Origin of the sequence: Ornithinimicrobium ciconiae (assembly GCF_007197575.1) — a bacterium.
Lineage (GTDB): Bacteria > Actinomycetota > Actinomycetes > Actinomycetales > Dermatophilaceae > Ornithinicoccus > Ornithinicoccus ciconiae.
Map to the genome: position 1 here is coordinate 927,156 of NZ_CP041616.1, position 13,461 is coordinate 940,616.

Consider the following 13,461-nt stretch of genomic DNA (forward strand, 5'->3'; position numbering starts at 1 on the left):
CCGGCCAGCACTAGCCCACCGGCCAACACCAGCCCACCGCCCGGCGAACCGTAGGCTGGACTCATGCCGACCTTCCTCGACGTCCAGCAGTGGGTGGGGCTTGCGCTGGGTGCCCTGGCCCTCGGCATCCAGGTGTGGGCGCTGGTCGACGCGCTGCTGACCCGCGCGGACGCCTTTGTCGCCACCGGCAAGCGGACCAAGGGCTTCTGGGTGGCCGTCGCAGGCGTCGCCTCGGCGATCGGCCTGGTGCACCTGCGGCAGCCGTTCGGCTTGTTCAACCTGATCGCCATCGTCGCGGCAGCCGTCTATCTGACCGACGTGCGGCCAGCGGTCGCCCAGATCCGGGGTCGTGGCCGGGGTGGGACGACCCGCGGGCCATGGTGACCGCGGCACGCACCTCGCGGATGTCCGGTCCCACCGGTGAGCTGGAGATCCTCACCGCCGGGCGTGGGCAACCGCACACGGTCCTGGCCCACGGCCTGGCAGGGTCGATCCCCACCACCCGCCCCTACGCCACCGCGGTCCCCGGTGCCCGCACGTTCCTGCACTTTCGCGGCCACGGCAACTCAGCCAGCCCGGACGGGCCCTGGGAGTATGCCGGCCTCGCCGCCGAGCTCTGGGCCGTGGCCGACCACGTGGGTGCCAGCCAGGCACTGGGCATCAGCATGGGTGCTGGTGCCCTCTGCGCCGGACTGGTCAGCGACCCCGACCGGTTTGACCGCCTGGTCCTGGTCCTGCCGGCAGCGATCGACCGGCCCCGGGACGACACCGCGATGCGTCGCCTCGGCGCGTTGGCGGACCTGGTGGACAGCAGGGACCAGGACGCGGTGGCCGCGCACCTGCTCGGCTCCGAGCCCGCATCCGTGCGGGCCGAGCCCGCGGTCCAGCAGTGGGCACGCGGCCAGGCGGCTCGACTGGTCGGCACCGACGTCGCCCGGGCGCTGCGCACCTTGCCGGCCCTCGCCCCGCTGCCCGACCGGGCGATGCTTGCCCACGTCACCGCGCCCGTGCTGCTCCTTGCCCAGCAGGGCGACCCCACCCACCCCGAGTCCGTGGCGCGCGAGCTGGCCGAGGTGCTGCCCGGTGCGATTCTGCAGGTGCTGCCCCCGGGTGGCATCATGTGGGAGCACCGCTCCCGCGTCCGTGACCTGGTGGGTGCGTTCCTGACACCTGCCAGCACGACACGACAACCGACGCCGGGGGAGAGCGCCTGATGAGCGATCACGAGACCACGACACAGCACCTCGACACCCCCGAGGAGCTCGCCGAGGCCGCGAGCGCCCAGGCCACGGAGGCGACGCCGACCGCCTATCACGACCGCACCCAGGACGTCTTCGAGATCGAACGACCCTGGGGCAGCTTCCAGCAGTTCGCCACCAACGAGACGGTGACCGTCAAGACCGTCACGATCCAGCCCGGGCAGCGACTGTCCCTGCAGTTCCACGGCGAGCGCAACGAGATGTGGCAGGTGCTGGACCACCCCGTCGACATCACGCTGGGTGAGCGCACCTGGTCGGCCCAGCCCGGCGAACTGGTATGGGTGCCCGTGGGCACGATGCACCGCATGGGCAACTCCGGTGACCAGCCCGCCAGGGTGCTGGAACTCGCCTTCGGCGACTTCGACGAGGGTGACATCACCCGCGTCGAGGACGACTACCGCCGCACCTGAGACGACCCGCGGCTACGGCCGGGGTGCCACGGCCGCCCAGGCGACCTCCAACTCGCCCAGGCGCCAGCGCTGCCGGTTGCCCAGCATCGGCCACCCCTGGCCGATGAGGTCCTCGACCGTTGCCAGGAAACGCTGTCTGGCTCCATAGGGCGCGTGTCCGGCGGCCCGGGACCAGGCGGTGTCCAGGGCGACCATCAACTCGTGCACCCGCTCGCCGGGCACGTTGCGATGGATCAGTGCCTTGGGGAGCCGCTCGGCGACCACCGAGGGCGCCTCGATGTCCCGCAACCGCCAGGACAGCGTCAGCGACCGTGGCTGGGGTTGGCCGTCGACGGCCCGGACGTCGACCCAGGAGCCCAGACGTCCCACCTCGTTGCAGGTGCCCTCGACCAGGGCGCCCCCGGGTGCCAGCCGCCCGACGATCCGGGACCAGGCCTGCGCGACCTGCCCCTCGTCATACTGACGCAGCACGTTGAAGGCGCGGACCAGCAGGGGAGCGGGGAGTCCGTGCAGGGGGATCTCGAAGCCGCCCCGGGCAAAGCTGAGCCCCGGTGGGTCCGCGTGTGGTTGCGCCGCGCGGACCCGCTCCTCGTCGATCTCCAGGCCCACCACCACCACGTCGGGACGCACAACAGCGAGGCGGTCGCGCAGCTCCAGGGTGGTCACGGGATGCGCGCCATAACCGAGGTCGACGACCACCGGGGAGGGGGCGGCGGCACGCAGCAGGGGACCATAGGTGTGCACCGTCCACCGGTCGACGCGCCTCAGCCTGTTGGGGTTGGTGGTGCCCCGGGTGATCGTGCCGACCGGTTGCTTGTTCCCGCGCGCCCCAGCCACGACACCACGATAGGGGTCATGCAAGACTGAATGATCAAGAACCGCGAGCGTGAGGAGACCACGACGGTGAGTGAGACCGACCGGGTTGCTCGGGTGGCGATGCTGAGCGTGCACACCTCCCCCCTTGACTCCCCGGGCACCGGTGACGCCGGCGGCCTGAATGTCTATGTCGTGGAGACCGCTCGGCGGTTGGCTGCCCGAGGCACGGACGTCGAGATCTTCACCCGAGCGACCGATGGTGCGCTGCCCGAGACGGTCCGCATGGGCGAGGGCATCCTGGTGCACCACATCCCCGCGGGCCCCTACGAGGGGCTCGGCAAGGACGACCTGCCGGGCCAGTTGTGCGCGTTCACAGCCGGCGTCATGCGCACCGCCGCGGGTCGCCCGGAGGGCTGGTATGACGTGGTGCACTCCCACTACTGGCTCTCGGGCCAGGTGGGCTGGCTCACCGCCGACCGGTGGAACGTGCCCCTGGTGCACACGATGCACACGATGGCCCGGGTCAAGAACGCCCAGTTGGCCGAGGGGGACAGCGCCGAGCCTCCTGGCCGGGAGATCGGGGAGGCGCAGGTGGTCGAGGCCGCCAGTGTCCTGGTCGCCAACACCGACGACGAGGCCGACCAACTGGTGCGGCTCTATGACGCGGACCCGGCCAAGGTCAGGGTCGTCCCCCCAGGGGTTGACCTGGGGGTGTTCACGCCCGGGGACCAGGCGGAGGCGCGACAGACCGTGGGGCTGCCGCAGGATGCCCTGGTGGTGCTGTTCGTGGGTCGGATCCAACCGCTGAAGGCACCCGACGTCCTGATCAAGGCGACCGCAGAGCTGGTCCGCCGGGAGCCGTCGCTGCGCTCGCGGCTGGTCGTGGGCGTGCTCGGCGGGCCCTCCGGCTCGGGCCTGGAGCGGCCCGAGGCGCTGCAGGAACTCGTGGCCGAGCTCGGCCTCGGTGACCTGGTCCGGTTCGTGCCGCCTGTCTCCCGGGCGCAGTTGGCCCACTGGTATCGCGCGGCGGACCTGGTCGCGGTGCCTAGCCACAACGAGTCGTTCGGGTTGGTGGCCATGGAGTCCCTGGCCAGCGGCACACCGGTCGTGGCCGCTGCCGTCGGGGGCCTGCCCGTGGCGGTCGGCGACGGCGGGCTGCTGCTCGAGGGGCACGATCCGGTCCGCTGGGCGGATGCCATCGGTGGGTTGCTCGCCGACCCGGAGCGACGGGCCACCCTGGCCCGGGCCGGGGTGCGCCATGCGGCCGCGTTCGGGTGGGACCGCACCGTGGACCTCCTCGACGAGGTCTATCGACAGGCCCGGGCAGACCTGCGGGGTGTGGGAGATGTCGCGCTGCTGCCGCGGGCCCCGGTGCCGGTCATGGTCTCGCCGTGAGCGTGGACGAGGAGAGCCTGACGCGGCTCCGGGCCGCCCTGGACGAGGTCGGCGTGGACTACGAGGAGGGGGCACGACCCGGGGAGCTCGTGGTCACCCTGCCGGGGGAGCGCAAGCTGCGGACGGTCTGCTCCCTGGTGGTGGGCTCTGAGGCGCTGTCGGTCCAGGCGTTCGTGATCCGCAATCCCGACGAGAACCATGCCGCGTTCTACCGCTACCTGCTGCGTCGAAACCTGCGGATGCCGGGGCTGGCCTATGCCATCGACGGAGCCGGCGACGTCTACCTCACCGGCCGGCTGCCCGCACGGGCCATCGACGCGGCAACTCTCGACCAGTTGCTGGGCACCGTGCTGACCGCCTGCGACGAACCGTTCAACGAGCTCCTCGTGCGGGGCTTTCTAACCTCAATGCGCGCAGAGTGGCGCTGGCGGATCTCTCGCGGCGAGTCGACCGCCAACCTGGAGGCCTTCCGCCACCTGCTGGAGGGTGACGAGCAAGGGCCGGACGCGAGCGTCTGAGCCGTCTGAGGTGGTGGAGCCTCGGTCTGACGCGTGGTCAGGCAGGACTGATCAGCGAGGGCCGATAGTCCTCCGGCACCGGCAGACCCAGCAACACCAGCAACGTCGCCGCCAGGTTGGACAGCCCCGGGGCGTCCAACCCCGGCACGGTGGTCCACCGTTGTCCGGAGTAGTCCGCAACATAGAGCGGGATGAGGTTGGTGGAGTGCGCGGTCTTCCACAACGGCGTGCCGTCCGGCGCCATCCGCGGGGCGCCGGCCTTGTCACGCTCGACCATGTCCTCGCTGTTGCCGTGATCGGCGGTCACCACCAGGCAGCCACCAGCAGCCCTGACCGCCTCAGCGATCCGCCCCACGGCCTCGTCCACCGCCTCGACCGCGACGATCGTGGCCTCGAAGTTGCCCGTGTGCCCGACCATGTCGCCGCCGGCGAGGTTGGAGCGCAGGAAGGTGTAATCGCCCTCGGCCAGGGCGTCGATGACACAGTCGGCCGTCTCGGCCGCCTTCATCCTCGGCGCCTTGTCGAACTCGATCTGGTCTGAGGGGATGTCGACATAGGTCTCGGTGGAGGCGTCGAACGGATCTGACCGGTTGCCATTCCAGAAGTAGGTCATGTGACCGTACTTCTGGGTCTCGGACGCGGCGAGCTGCCGCAGTCCGGCGCGGGCGATGAGCTCGCTGACTGTGTCCTCGATGACCGGTGGCTGCACCAGCCGGACCGGTGGCATGTTGGTGTCCCCGTCGTAGAGCGTCATCCCGGCGAAGAAGACGTCGGGTCGGTCACCGCGGTCGAAGCCGGTGAAGCCGTCACCCTCGACGAAGGCGCGGGTCAGCTCGATCGCGCGGTCACCGCGGAAGTTGAAGATCACCACGGCGTCGCCGTCACGCACCGGGCCCACCGGCTGACCATCCTGGTCCACGACGGTGAAGGCCTCCAGCAGCTGGTCGCTGATGCCCGGGGTCTCTGCGCGCAGCGTGGTGATCGCCTCGTCCACCGAGGTGAACGGACGTGCCGTGCCCAGCACGTGGGCCCGCCAGCCGGCCTCGACGACACCCCAGTTGGCCTCGTAGCGATCCATCGTGGTGACCATGCGGCCGCCGCCGGAGGCGATCCGCCAGTCCAGGTCGCTGCCCGCGGTGAGATCCGCCAACGTGCTCTCCAGCTGGGCCGCGTAGCGGTCTGCGGTGCGGTCCTCCACGTCTCGCCCGTCAAAGAGGGTGTGCAGCCGCAAGCGCTGGACCCCCTCGCTCTTGGCCTGCTCGAGCAGCAGGGTGAGATGCTCCCAGGAGCTGTGCACGTTGCCGTCGCTGAGCAACCCGATCAGGTGCAGCGCGGCGCCGTCCGTCGTCGCCGCGGCGACCACGTCGCGCCAGGCCCCCTGCCAGATCTCGCCGCCGCGCACGGCGTCGTCGACCCGCTTGGCGCCCTGGGGGATGATCCGACCCGCGCCCATCGTGTTGTGACCGACCTCGGAGTTGCCCATGTCGCTGTCGCTGGAGAGCCCGACGTGCGTGCCGTGGGCGTAGATCTCCTGGTAGGTCCCCTGCTCGCGCAGCGCGTCCAGGTGGGGGGTCTGCGCGGCGGCGACGCCGTCATACTCGTCGCCGGTGCCGATGCCGATGCCGTCCATGATCACCAGGACGACCGGCCGGGCCTGCTGCGCCGGGGTGCTCACGGCGTCGTCTCGAACTTGTAGCCGAGACCGCGCACCGTGATGATGTGCTGCGGCTTCCCCGGATCGGGTTCGATCTTGGCGCGCAGTCGCTTGACGTGCACATCCAGGGTCTTGGTATCACCGACGTAGTCGCTGCCCCAGACCCGGTCGATCAACTGCCCTCGGGTGAGGACCCGTCCGGCATTGCGCAGCAGCATCTCCAGGAGCTCGAACTCCTTGAGCGGCAAGGACACCGAGGTGCCGTTGACGGAGACGGTGTGCCGCTCGACATCCATCCGCACCGGCCCGGACTCCACGGTCGAGGGGAGGAGCTCCTCGGGCTCGACCTGGCGCCGCAGCACGGCCTTGATGCGAGCGAGCAGCTCGCGGCCTGAGTAGGGCTTGGTGACGTAGTCGTCGGCCCCGATCTCCAGCCCGACGACCTTGTCGACCTCGCTGTCCTTGGCGGTGAGCATGATCACCGGCACGCTGGACTTGGCCCGCAGGGAACGGCAGACATCGACGCCGGAGAGGCCCGGGAGCATCAGGTCGAGCAGCACCAGGTCCGCACCATTGCGGTCGAACTCGGTGAGGGCGTCGGGTCCGGTCTCAGCAACAGCAACGTCGTAACCCTCCTTCTGCAGCATGTAGGAGAGCGGATCGCTGAACGATTCCTCGTCCTCCACCACCAGGATGCGGGTCATGAACTCACTCCTCGTTCGGGCGCATTGCCGGGATCGTGTGATGTGGGGTCGGCTGGGCCGGCACCCGTCCCGAGGCTACCGGTGGGGCGGCAGATCGAGCATTCTGGGTGGGGCCAGGGGTCTGGGGGGATGGTGGCTCGCCGGTGAGGTGAGCCGCGGGCAACCGCACGGTGAACGTCGAGCCCTGGCCGAGCTGGCTCCACACGACCACGTCGCCGCCGAGGTTGGCGCAGATGTGCTTGACGATGGATAGCCCCAGGCCGGTCCCGCCGGTGGCCCTGGACCGGGCCGCGTCGACCCGGTAGAAGCGCTCGAAGATCCGCTCCTGGTCGCCCGGGGAGATGCCCTGGCCCTGGTCGGTCACCGAGACCTCCACGAGATCCTCGCGCCGGCGGCACACGACGGCGATAGGGCTGCCGTCCTCGGAGTAGTTGATCGCATTGGTGATCAGGTTGCGGATCGCGGTCGTGACCAGTTCGGCGTCACCGTGCACCAGGACGTCATCGCGGGTGTCGCGGCTGAGGGTGAGCCGGCGTTCGCCAGCGACGACGCGGGTGTGCTCGACCGCCTCGTCGGCGCACTCGCCCACATCGACCGGGACCAAGGGGTCGGTGAGGTCTGCCGTCTGCAGACGGGACAGGTCGACGATCTCGCTGACCAGCCGGGTCAGGCGGGTGGACTCCACCTTCATCCGACGGGCGAAGCGTTGGACCGCGACGGGATCGTCTGCCGCACCCTCGACAGCCTCAGCGAGCAGGGCGAGCCCACCCACCGGTGTCTTCAGCTCGTGGCTGACGTTGACGACGAAGTCACGCCGCACCTCCTCCACCCGCCGGGCCTTGGTGCGGTCATCGACCAGGGCCAGGACGAGGTCCCTGCCGATCGGGGCGACCCGCACCCCCATGAGCATCATGCCCTGCCCCAGGGGACCCCTGGCGAGCTCGAGCTCGACGTCACGGATGATGCCGTCCCGCTGCACCTGGACGGCCAGGGCGCGCAGCTCGGCGTGCGTGAGCGTGGTGCCGCGCACCAGTCCGTGGGCGACGGCCGAGGCGCTCGTGCGGACCACCGTGCCGCTGGCGTCCAGCACGATGGCGCCGTCGCGCAACACGGCCAGCACGTCCGTGACCCCGCCCGGCACCTGGGGCTCCGGCGGGTTCGCCGGCAGCGGAGGGCGTTGGCGGCGCTCGTGGAGACGCACCAGGAACGTGGCGATAGCGGCGAGCGCGAGCCCGCACACCACCCCCAGGGCTCCCGCCGTCAGCACGTCCACACGCCTAGCCTAGTTATCCATCCGTCCGGTGATCGCAGTCGGGCAGGTGGGCGCGTCTGGCCCTCTCACCTGTGTCGATGAGCGTCGATGCTGTGGCCCAGCGCCGTTAACCTCGAATAGGTCTACCGTTCACCAGAGGGTGAAACTCTCCGCGAGAGAGTTTCCAGCACGCCGATAGAGGGAGAGGCGAGTGCGCAAGGCATTCACTGAGGAGTTGCAGTTCATTTCCGACCAACTGGTGGAGTTGACGAGACTGTCGTCCTCAGCACTGCAGCAGGCGACCGAGGCGTTGATGGAGGCGGACCTGGAGAAGGCCGAGTCCGTCATCTCCGCGGACGAGCACATCGACGCGGTCCGTCGCAACCTGGACACCCGCGCGGTCGACGCGCTGGCACGTCAGCAGCCGGTGGCCACGGACCTGCGCATGCTGGTGACCTCGATGCGGATGAGCGCCGACCTCGAGCGGATGGGTGACCTGGCCCGGCACGTCGCAAAACTGAGCCGACTGCGCTATCCGGAGCAGGTGCTGCCCCTCCAGCTCCGGCCCACCTTTGCGCGGATGGCAGAGGTGGCCGAGGACCTGGTCACCGAGGCGGGACGGATCATCAAGACGACCGATGTCGATGCCGTCGCCCGTCTCCACATCACTGATGACGAGATGGACGAGCTGCACCGCGACGTCTTCCGCACGCTGCTCTCCGACGAGTGGGAGGGCGGTGCGCAGGCGACGATCGACGCGACCCTGCTCAGCCGCTACTACGAGCGCTTCGGCGACCACGCGGTGTCCATCGCCCAGCGGGTGGTCTATCTGGTCACCGGTGAGTGGAGCCAGGACGCGATCGAGATCGACGAGCGCCTCGAGGTCACCGAGGTGCGTCACTGACCGGCCCTGCACAGCACATGACTGTGGCCCGCACCCCGGAGGTGCGGGCCACAGTCATGCGCGGTGGGTTACTCGCTGACGTCGGCGGTGCTCGGCGCGAGGTCGCTGTAATAGCCGGTGGGGAGCATGACCGGGGCGATGCCGTTGTCCGCCTCACCCAGCGAGCTCTGCACCAGGATCTCGACGTTGCCGCCCGCGCTCTGCGAGACGCTCGGGATCGTCATCTGGGCGCTGGAGTCGCCGCCGCCGTCGAGCCGGACGGCCTGGCCGGGGTCGACGCTGACGGTCGGGGTCAGTGTCTGCGTCTGGCCGTCGACGGCGATGGACAGAGTCACCTCGGCGGGCTCCTCGGCGTTGTTGACGACCAGCCCGCTGACGACACCGGGGGCGCCGGCGCCCTCGCTGACGACGAGCAGGTCACGCACCGCGATGTCTCCGGCGTCGACGGACACACCGTCGGCAGGGTCGTAGCCCATGTCGGTGGTCACGGGGGAGCTGATCTGGCAGGCGCTGAGCGTCAGCGCGGCTGCCAGCGCGAGCCCGCTGGCAGCGAGGCGACGGGAACGGGGGGCGTGCTGCGGGGCAGTCTTCCGGGTGGTCACGGGGCCACTCTATCGCCCGTCGGCGACCCGTGCGCGGACCCGCCCCGCAGGGGTGTCCCGAAGGCGCCGCAGAGGGGTCTGAACGGCCTGCTGAGACGCTGACCAGCATAAATGTCATGACTGTCATTACGTGATCTGCGCCACGCATGCTATCCTTGAGGTCCGCGAAAGGGGCTAACTGAAGATGACGTTCAAGGTCGGCGAGACTGTTGTGTACCCGCATCACGGGGCCGCATTCATCGAAGAAATGAAGACGCGCACCATCAAGGGTGAGGAGAAGGTCTACCTCAAACTCAAGGTCGCTCAAGGTGATCTGACCATCGAAGTTCCCGCAGAAAACTGCGATCTGGTGGGTGTCCGGGACGTCGTCGGCAAGGAAGGTCTGGACAAGGTGTTCGAGGTGCTACGCGCCGAGCACACCGAGGAGCCGACCAACTGGTCCCGTCGTTACAAGGCCAACCTGGAGAAGCTCGCCTCCGGCGACGTCATCCGTGTGGCCGAGGTCGTCCGTGACCTGTGGCGCCGTGACAAGGACCGTGGCCTGTCGACCGGTGAGAAGCGCCTGCTCAACAAGGCCCGCCAGATCCTGGTCTCCGAGCTCGCGCTCGCGGAGAAGACCAACGAGGACAAGGCCGAGGCCACGCTGGACGAGGTCCTGGCCTCCTGAGCCCGCAGCACCGCGTCGGCGTCATCCTGGTGGCCGCTGGCCGGGGCACCCGCCTCGGTGCCGACCGGCCCAAGGCTCTGGTGCCCCTCGGGCACGGACCTGACGCAGCACCGCTTGTGACACACGCCCTCCGGGGCGTGTTGTCATGTCCGGACCTGTCCCACGTCGTCGTGGTGGCGCCAGCAGACCGTATGCCGGAACTCGCGGCTGCGGTCCAGGTCACCGCCGAGGTCGCCGAGCGGGTGCAGGTCAGCGTCGTCGCGGGCGGTGCCGAGCGCGCCGACTCGGTCGCCGCCGGCCTGGCTGCCCTGCCCGCCGATGTGGGCATTGTCCTGGTGCACGACGCCGCCCGTGCCCTCACGCCCACGGCGGTCTTCCAGCGTGTGGTGGCCGCCGTCCGCCACGGCCATGCGGCGGTGATCCCGGCGGTGCGGGTCATCGACACGATCAAGGCGGTGGACCTGCGCGATCACGTGGTGTCCACGCCCGAGCGCAGCGTGCTGCGCGCCGTGCAGACCCCGCAAGGCTTCCTCCGAGAGACATTGGAGAGTGCGCACGCGCACGGCGGTGGTGCCGTCACCGACGACGCCGGCCTCGTCGAGGCCAACGGTGGGACGGTCTATGTCGTCGACGGCGACCCGCGGTCGCTGAAGGTCACCGGACCCGAGGACCTGGCCACCATCGCCACCTGGATCCCCTCCGCGCTGGTCGCCTCGGACGCCGGAACCGGTCGTCTCCCGGTCCTGCTCGTCCTGGGCGGCCCACCAGGGGTGGGCAAGACAACGTTGGCGCAGAACTGGGCCCGGCCCCGTCGTGCGGTGCACGTGCGGGTGGACACCATCGAGCAGGCCCTGAAGCGAGCCGGTGCCACGCAGATCGGACCGGAGGGCTATGCCGCGGCCTACGCCCTCGCCGTCGATCAGCTCCGATTGGGCCTCGACGTCGTCGCTGACTCGGTCAACCCGCTGCCGGAGACCCGCAGGGCGTGGCGGGAGGCGGGCGCCCGTGCCGGAGCCACGGTGCTTGAGGTGAACCTCACCTGTGCCACGGCCGAGCACCGTGCCCGCGTGCAGACTCGCCAGGGGGACATCCCCGGCCACGAGGTCCCGGACTGGGCCTCGGTCCAGGCTCACGACTACCGCCCCTGGCCGGAGGCCGCTCTGCAGTTGGACACCACCGGGAGTGGGGTCGAGGACCTCGTCGCTCGGATCGAGGAAGCCCTCGAGGCGGGAGAGTCCGAGGAGACCGTCAGGGCAGGTGAGGCATGATCTCCGCGGCAATCAGCTCCACGTGGTCCACCGCGTCCTCGGACAGGTCCAGCATCTGCAGGTAGGCCCGGCTGACGCCGGTCCGCTCGGCCCAGGTCCCGAGGGTGTCCAGGACCTCAGCGGGGGTGCCGGCGAACCCGTGCTCACGCAACTCCGCGGGCTCCCGTCCGATCGCCGCTGCGCGGCGGCGGAACTCCTCCTCGTCGCGACCGACGACCGTGGCCAGCGCCACCGACCGGATCAGACTCTCCGGATCCCGTCCCTCCGCCGCACAGGCGGCATCGACCCGCGAGAACTGGGTCTCGGCCGCTGCCACGGACGTGAACGCCACGTTGAACTCCGCGGCACAGCGTGCAGCGAGCGCGGGAGTGCGACGCTTGCCCTGGCCGCCGATGATGATCGGCGGACCGCCCGAGAACGGGTCGTGCTGCACCGGTTTGGGGAGGCCGGGTGAGTCGGTCACGGTGACGCTCGGACCGGCATACGAGAACGTCTGCCCCGGCCCGGTTGCCCACAACCCGGTGATGACCGCGAGGGAGTCCTCGAACAGGTCGAAGCGGTCGCCGATCTCCGGGAACGGGATGCCGTAGGCCGTGTGCTCGGCTTCGAACCAGCCGGAGCCGAGGCCGAACTCGACCCGACCCGAGCTCATCGCGTCGACCTGCGCCACCGCGACGGCGGTCGGCCCGGGCCGTCGGAAGGTCGCCGAGCTGACCAGGGTGCCCAGCCGGATGGTGGTCGTCTCCCGGGCCAGGCCGGCCAGTGTCACCCAGGAGTCTGTGGGCCCCGGCAGGCCGTCGCCCTCGCCCATCGCCAGATAGTGGTCGGAACGGAAGAAGGCGTCAAAGCCGCATGCTTCGGCGGTGCGAGCCGCGCGCAGCTGGTCGTCGTAGGTCAGACCCTGCTGGGGCTCGCAGAAGAGACGGAGGTGCATGCGGCCCAGTCTGGCGCACGCCGCTCTAGAGTGGCGCCATGAGCGCCCCCGCGACCCCGTTCCGTGTCGGCACCGGTGTCGATGTGCACGGCTATGCCCCCGAGGCAAGCGGGAAGGTGCTGATGCTCGGGTGCCTGGAGTGGCCGGGCGAGCGCGCCATCGAGGGGCACTCGGACGGCGACGTGGCCGCCCACGCCACCTGCGACGCGCTGTTGTCGGCCGCAGGCCTGGGTGACCTGGGGACGGTCTTCGGCACCGACCGTCCCGAGATGGCCGGCGCCAGCGGGGCGGACATGCTCGCCGAGGTGCTCGGGCTGCTCGCCGAGGCGGGGTGGTCGGTGGGAAATGTAGCCGTCCAGGTGATCGGAAACCGTCCCAAGGTCGGGCCGCGGCGCGCCGAGGCGGCCGCCGCCATGTCCGCTGTCCTCGGGGGTGCCCCGGTGTCGGTCTCGGCCACGACGACCGACGGTCTTGGTCTGACCGGGCGCGGCGAGGGCATGGCCGCCATCGCCACCGCCCTGGTGGTCTCGGCTGGTGAGAGCTCGGCCGGTGAGAAGTCGGGCGGTGAGAAGTTGGCCGGTTAGAAGCTCGCCAGGAGGACCAGGAGGGTTCCTGGCCACCAGAACCACCAGGCCACCGTGCGCCGGACCAGGCACCATCCGCGGTGGCGGAAGACCCGCAGCGTGATCCACACGATCACGGCGGACAACACGGGCAGCAGGGCGATGGCCACCCCGACTGCGGCATAGTCCTGCGCGGCTGCCGCCCCGATGAGGGCGATCAAGGCATAGATCCCCAGGGTGATGACCGGCAGCAGGAAGTACCACCACAGCCGCCTCCAGAAGCCGGTGTGCGGCCGGAGCACCGTGCTGCCGCACGGGCAGCGCATCTCGTCGGGTGGCACCGGCGAGGTCACGTCCGCACGATGGTGCTCGCTCGAGGTCCTGGTTGTGTCCCCACTCACCGCGGCAGGATAACGCGTCCTCGGTGCAGGCCCTGGCTCCGGCGGTGGCGCGAGGGCCGGGCAGGCTGGGCGACGGAGGCGCGTGGGCGGATATGAGGGCGGGGGTGCTGGGCC

At 70.3% G+C, this 13,461-nt stretch carries 16 protein-coding genes; 9 read left to right on the forward strand and 7 right to left on the reverse strand.

Annotation, left to right across the window (positions count from 1 at the left end):
• Nucleotides 1-63 precede the first annotated feature (63 nt).
• The 3 genes from FNH13_RS04195 to FNH13_RS04205 are packed head-to-tail and all read left to right on the forward strand — an operon-like array spanning nt 64 to nt 1,669.
• Nucleotides 64-384 (forward strand): DUF2516 family protein, encoded by a 321-nt coding sequence (locus FNH13_RS04195; RefSeq protein WP_143782314.1) that lies wholly within the window; start codon nt 64-66, stop codon nt 382-384.
• Nucleotides 378-1,214, forward strand: a complete 837-nt coding sequence (locus tag FNH13_RS04200) for an alpha/beta fold hydrolase (protein WP_143782315.1) — start codon at nt 378-380, stop codon at nt 1,212-1,214. Before FNH13_RS04195 ends, FNH13_RS04200 begins: the two co-directional genes overlap by 7 nt.
• Complete coding sequence (locus tag FNH13_RS04205) at nt 1,214-1,669, forward strand: phosphomannose isomerase type II C-terminal cupin domain (RefSeq protein ID WP_143782316.1); 456 nt, start codon at nt 1,214-1,216, stop codon at nt 1,667-1,669. The genes FNH13_RS04200 and FNH13_RS04205 overlap by 1 nt, the downstream gene beginning before the upstream one ends.
• A gap of 12 nt (nt 1,670-1,681) precedes the next feature.
• On the opposite strand, the gene FNH13_RS04210 is transcribed toward FNH13_RS04205, so the two are convergent.
• Nucleotides 1,682-2,506 (reverse strand): class I SAM-dependent methyltransferase, encoded by an 825-nt coding sequence (locus FNH13_RS04210; protein ID WP_143782317.1) that lies wholly within the window; start codon nt 2,504-2,506, stop codon nt 1,682-1,684.
• A 30-nt stretch (nt 2,507-2,536) separates the two neighbouring features.
• Between FNH13_RS04210 and mshA the strand changes: the two genes are divergently transcribed.
• Nucleotides 2,537-3,880 (forward strand): D-inositol-3-phosphate glycosyltransferase, encoded by a 1,344-nt coding sequence (gene mshA / locus FNH13_RS04215; protein WP_143782318.1) that lies wholly within the window; start codon nt 2,537-2,539, stop codon nt 3,878-3,880.
• A 2-nt stretch (nt 3,881-3,882) separates the two neighbouring features.
• Nucleotides 3,883-4,398, forward strand: coding sequence for a type III secretion system chaperone family protein (locus FNH13_RS04220; RefSeq protein ID WP_407669969.1), 516 nt, complete (start codon nt 3,883-3,885; stop codon nt 4,396-4,398).
• Between the two features lie 37 nt (nt 4,399-4,435).
• On the opposite strand, the gene gpmI is transcribed toward FNH13_RS04220, so the two are convergent.
• From gpmI to FNH13_RS04235, 3 genes are read right to left on the reverse strand one after another with little or no spacing between them, the layout of a single operon-like run.
• Nucleotides 4,436-6,073, reverse strand: coding sequence for a 2,3-bisphosphoglycerate-independent phosphoglycerate mutase (gpmI, locus tag FNH13_RS04225; protein WP_202878864.1), 1,638 nt, complete (start codon nt 6,071-6,073; stop codon nt 4,436-4,438).
• Nucleotides 6,070-6,756 (reverse strand): response regulator transcription factor, encoded by a 687-nt coding sequence (locus FNH13_RS04230; protein WP_143782320.1) that lies wholly within the window; start codon nt 6,754-6,756, stop codon nt 6,070-6,072. Before FNH13_RS04230 ends, gpmI begins: the two co-directional genes overlap by 4 nt.
• A gap of 4 nt (nt 6,757-6,760) precedes the next feature.
• Nucleotides 6,761-8,029: a sensor histidine kinase gene (locus FNH13_RS04235; RefSeq protein ID WP_143782321.1), complete on the reverse strand. Its 1,269-nt coding sequence runs from the start codon at nt 8,027-8,029 to the stop codon at nt 6,761-6,763.
• Between the two features lie 190 nt (nt 8,030-8,219).
• On the opposite strand from FNH13_RS04235, the gene phoU reads away from it, so the two are divergent.
• The gene (gene phoU, locus FNH13_RS04240) at nt 8,220-8,912 is read left to right on the forward strand and encodes a phosphate signaling complex protein PhoU (protein ID WP_143782322.1); all 693 of its coding nucleotides are present in this window, start codon (nt 8,220-8,222) and stop codon (nt 8,910-8,912) included.
• Nucleotides 8,913-8,980: 68 nt separating this feature from the next.
• On the opposite strand, the gene FNH13_RS04245 is transcribed toward phoU, so the two are convergent.
• Nucleotides 8,981-9,514: a hypothetical protein gene (locus FNH13_RS04245; protein WP_143782323.1), complete on the reverse strand. Its 534-nt coding sequence runs from the start codon at nt 9,512-9,514 to the stop codon at nt 8,981-8,983.
• A 184-nt stretch (nt 9,515-9,698) separates the two neighbouring features.
• Here FNH13_RS04245 and FNH13_RS04250 point away from each other — a divergent pair, with 184 nt between their 5' ends.
• Nucleotides 9,699-10,181, forward strand: coding sequence for a CarD family transcriptional regulator (locus FNH13_RS04250; protein ID WP_143782324.1), 483 nt, complete (start codon nt 9,699-9,701; stop codon nt 10,179-10,181).
• A 29-nt stretch (nt 10,182-10,210) separates the two neighbouring features.
• Nucleotides 10,211-11,449, forward strand: coding sequence for a 2-C-methyl-D-erythritol 4-phosphate cytidylyltransferase (ispD, locus tag FNH13_RS19800; protein WP_321169215.1), 1,239 nt, complete (start codon nt 10,211-10,213; stop codon nt 11,447-11,449).
• On the opposite strand, the gene FNH13_RS04260 is transcribed toward ispD, so the two are convergent.
• Nucleotides 11,430-12,383, reverse strand: coding sequence for an LLM class F420-dependent oxidoreductase (locus FNH13_RS04260; protein ID WP_143782325.1), 954 nt, complete (start codon nt 12,381-12,383; stop codon nt 11,430-11,432). The two genes, ispD and FNH13_RS04260, sit on opposite strands and share 20 nt — an antisense overlap.
• A 38-nt stretch (nt 12,384-12,421) precedes the next feature.
• On the opposite strand from FNH13_RS04260, the gene ispF reads away from it, so the two are divergent.
• On the forward strand, nt 12,422-12,967 hold the full coding sequence (gene ispF, locus FNH13_RS04265) for a 2-C-methyl-D-erythritol 2,4-cyclodiphosphate synthase (protein WP_143782326.1): 546 nt from the start codon (nt 12,422-12,424) through the stop codon (nt 12,965-12,967).
• Here ispF and FNH13_RS04270 read toward each other — a convergent pair.
• Complete coding sequence (locus FNH13_RS04270; protein ID WP_143782327.1) at nt 12,964-13,347, reverse strand: hypothetical protein; 384 nt, start codon at nt 13,345-13,347, stop codon at nt 12,964-12,966. The two genes, ispF and FNH13_RS04270, sit on opposite strands and share 4 nt — an antisense overlap.
• Nucleotides 13,348-13,461: the final 114 nt, after the last annotated feature.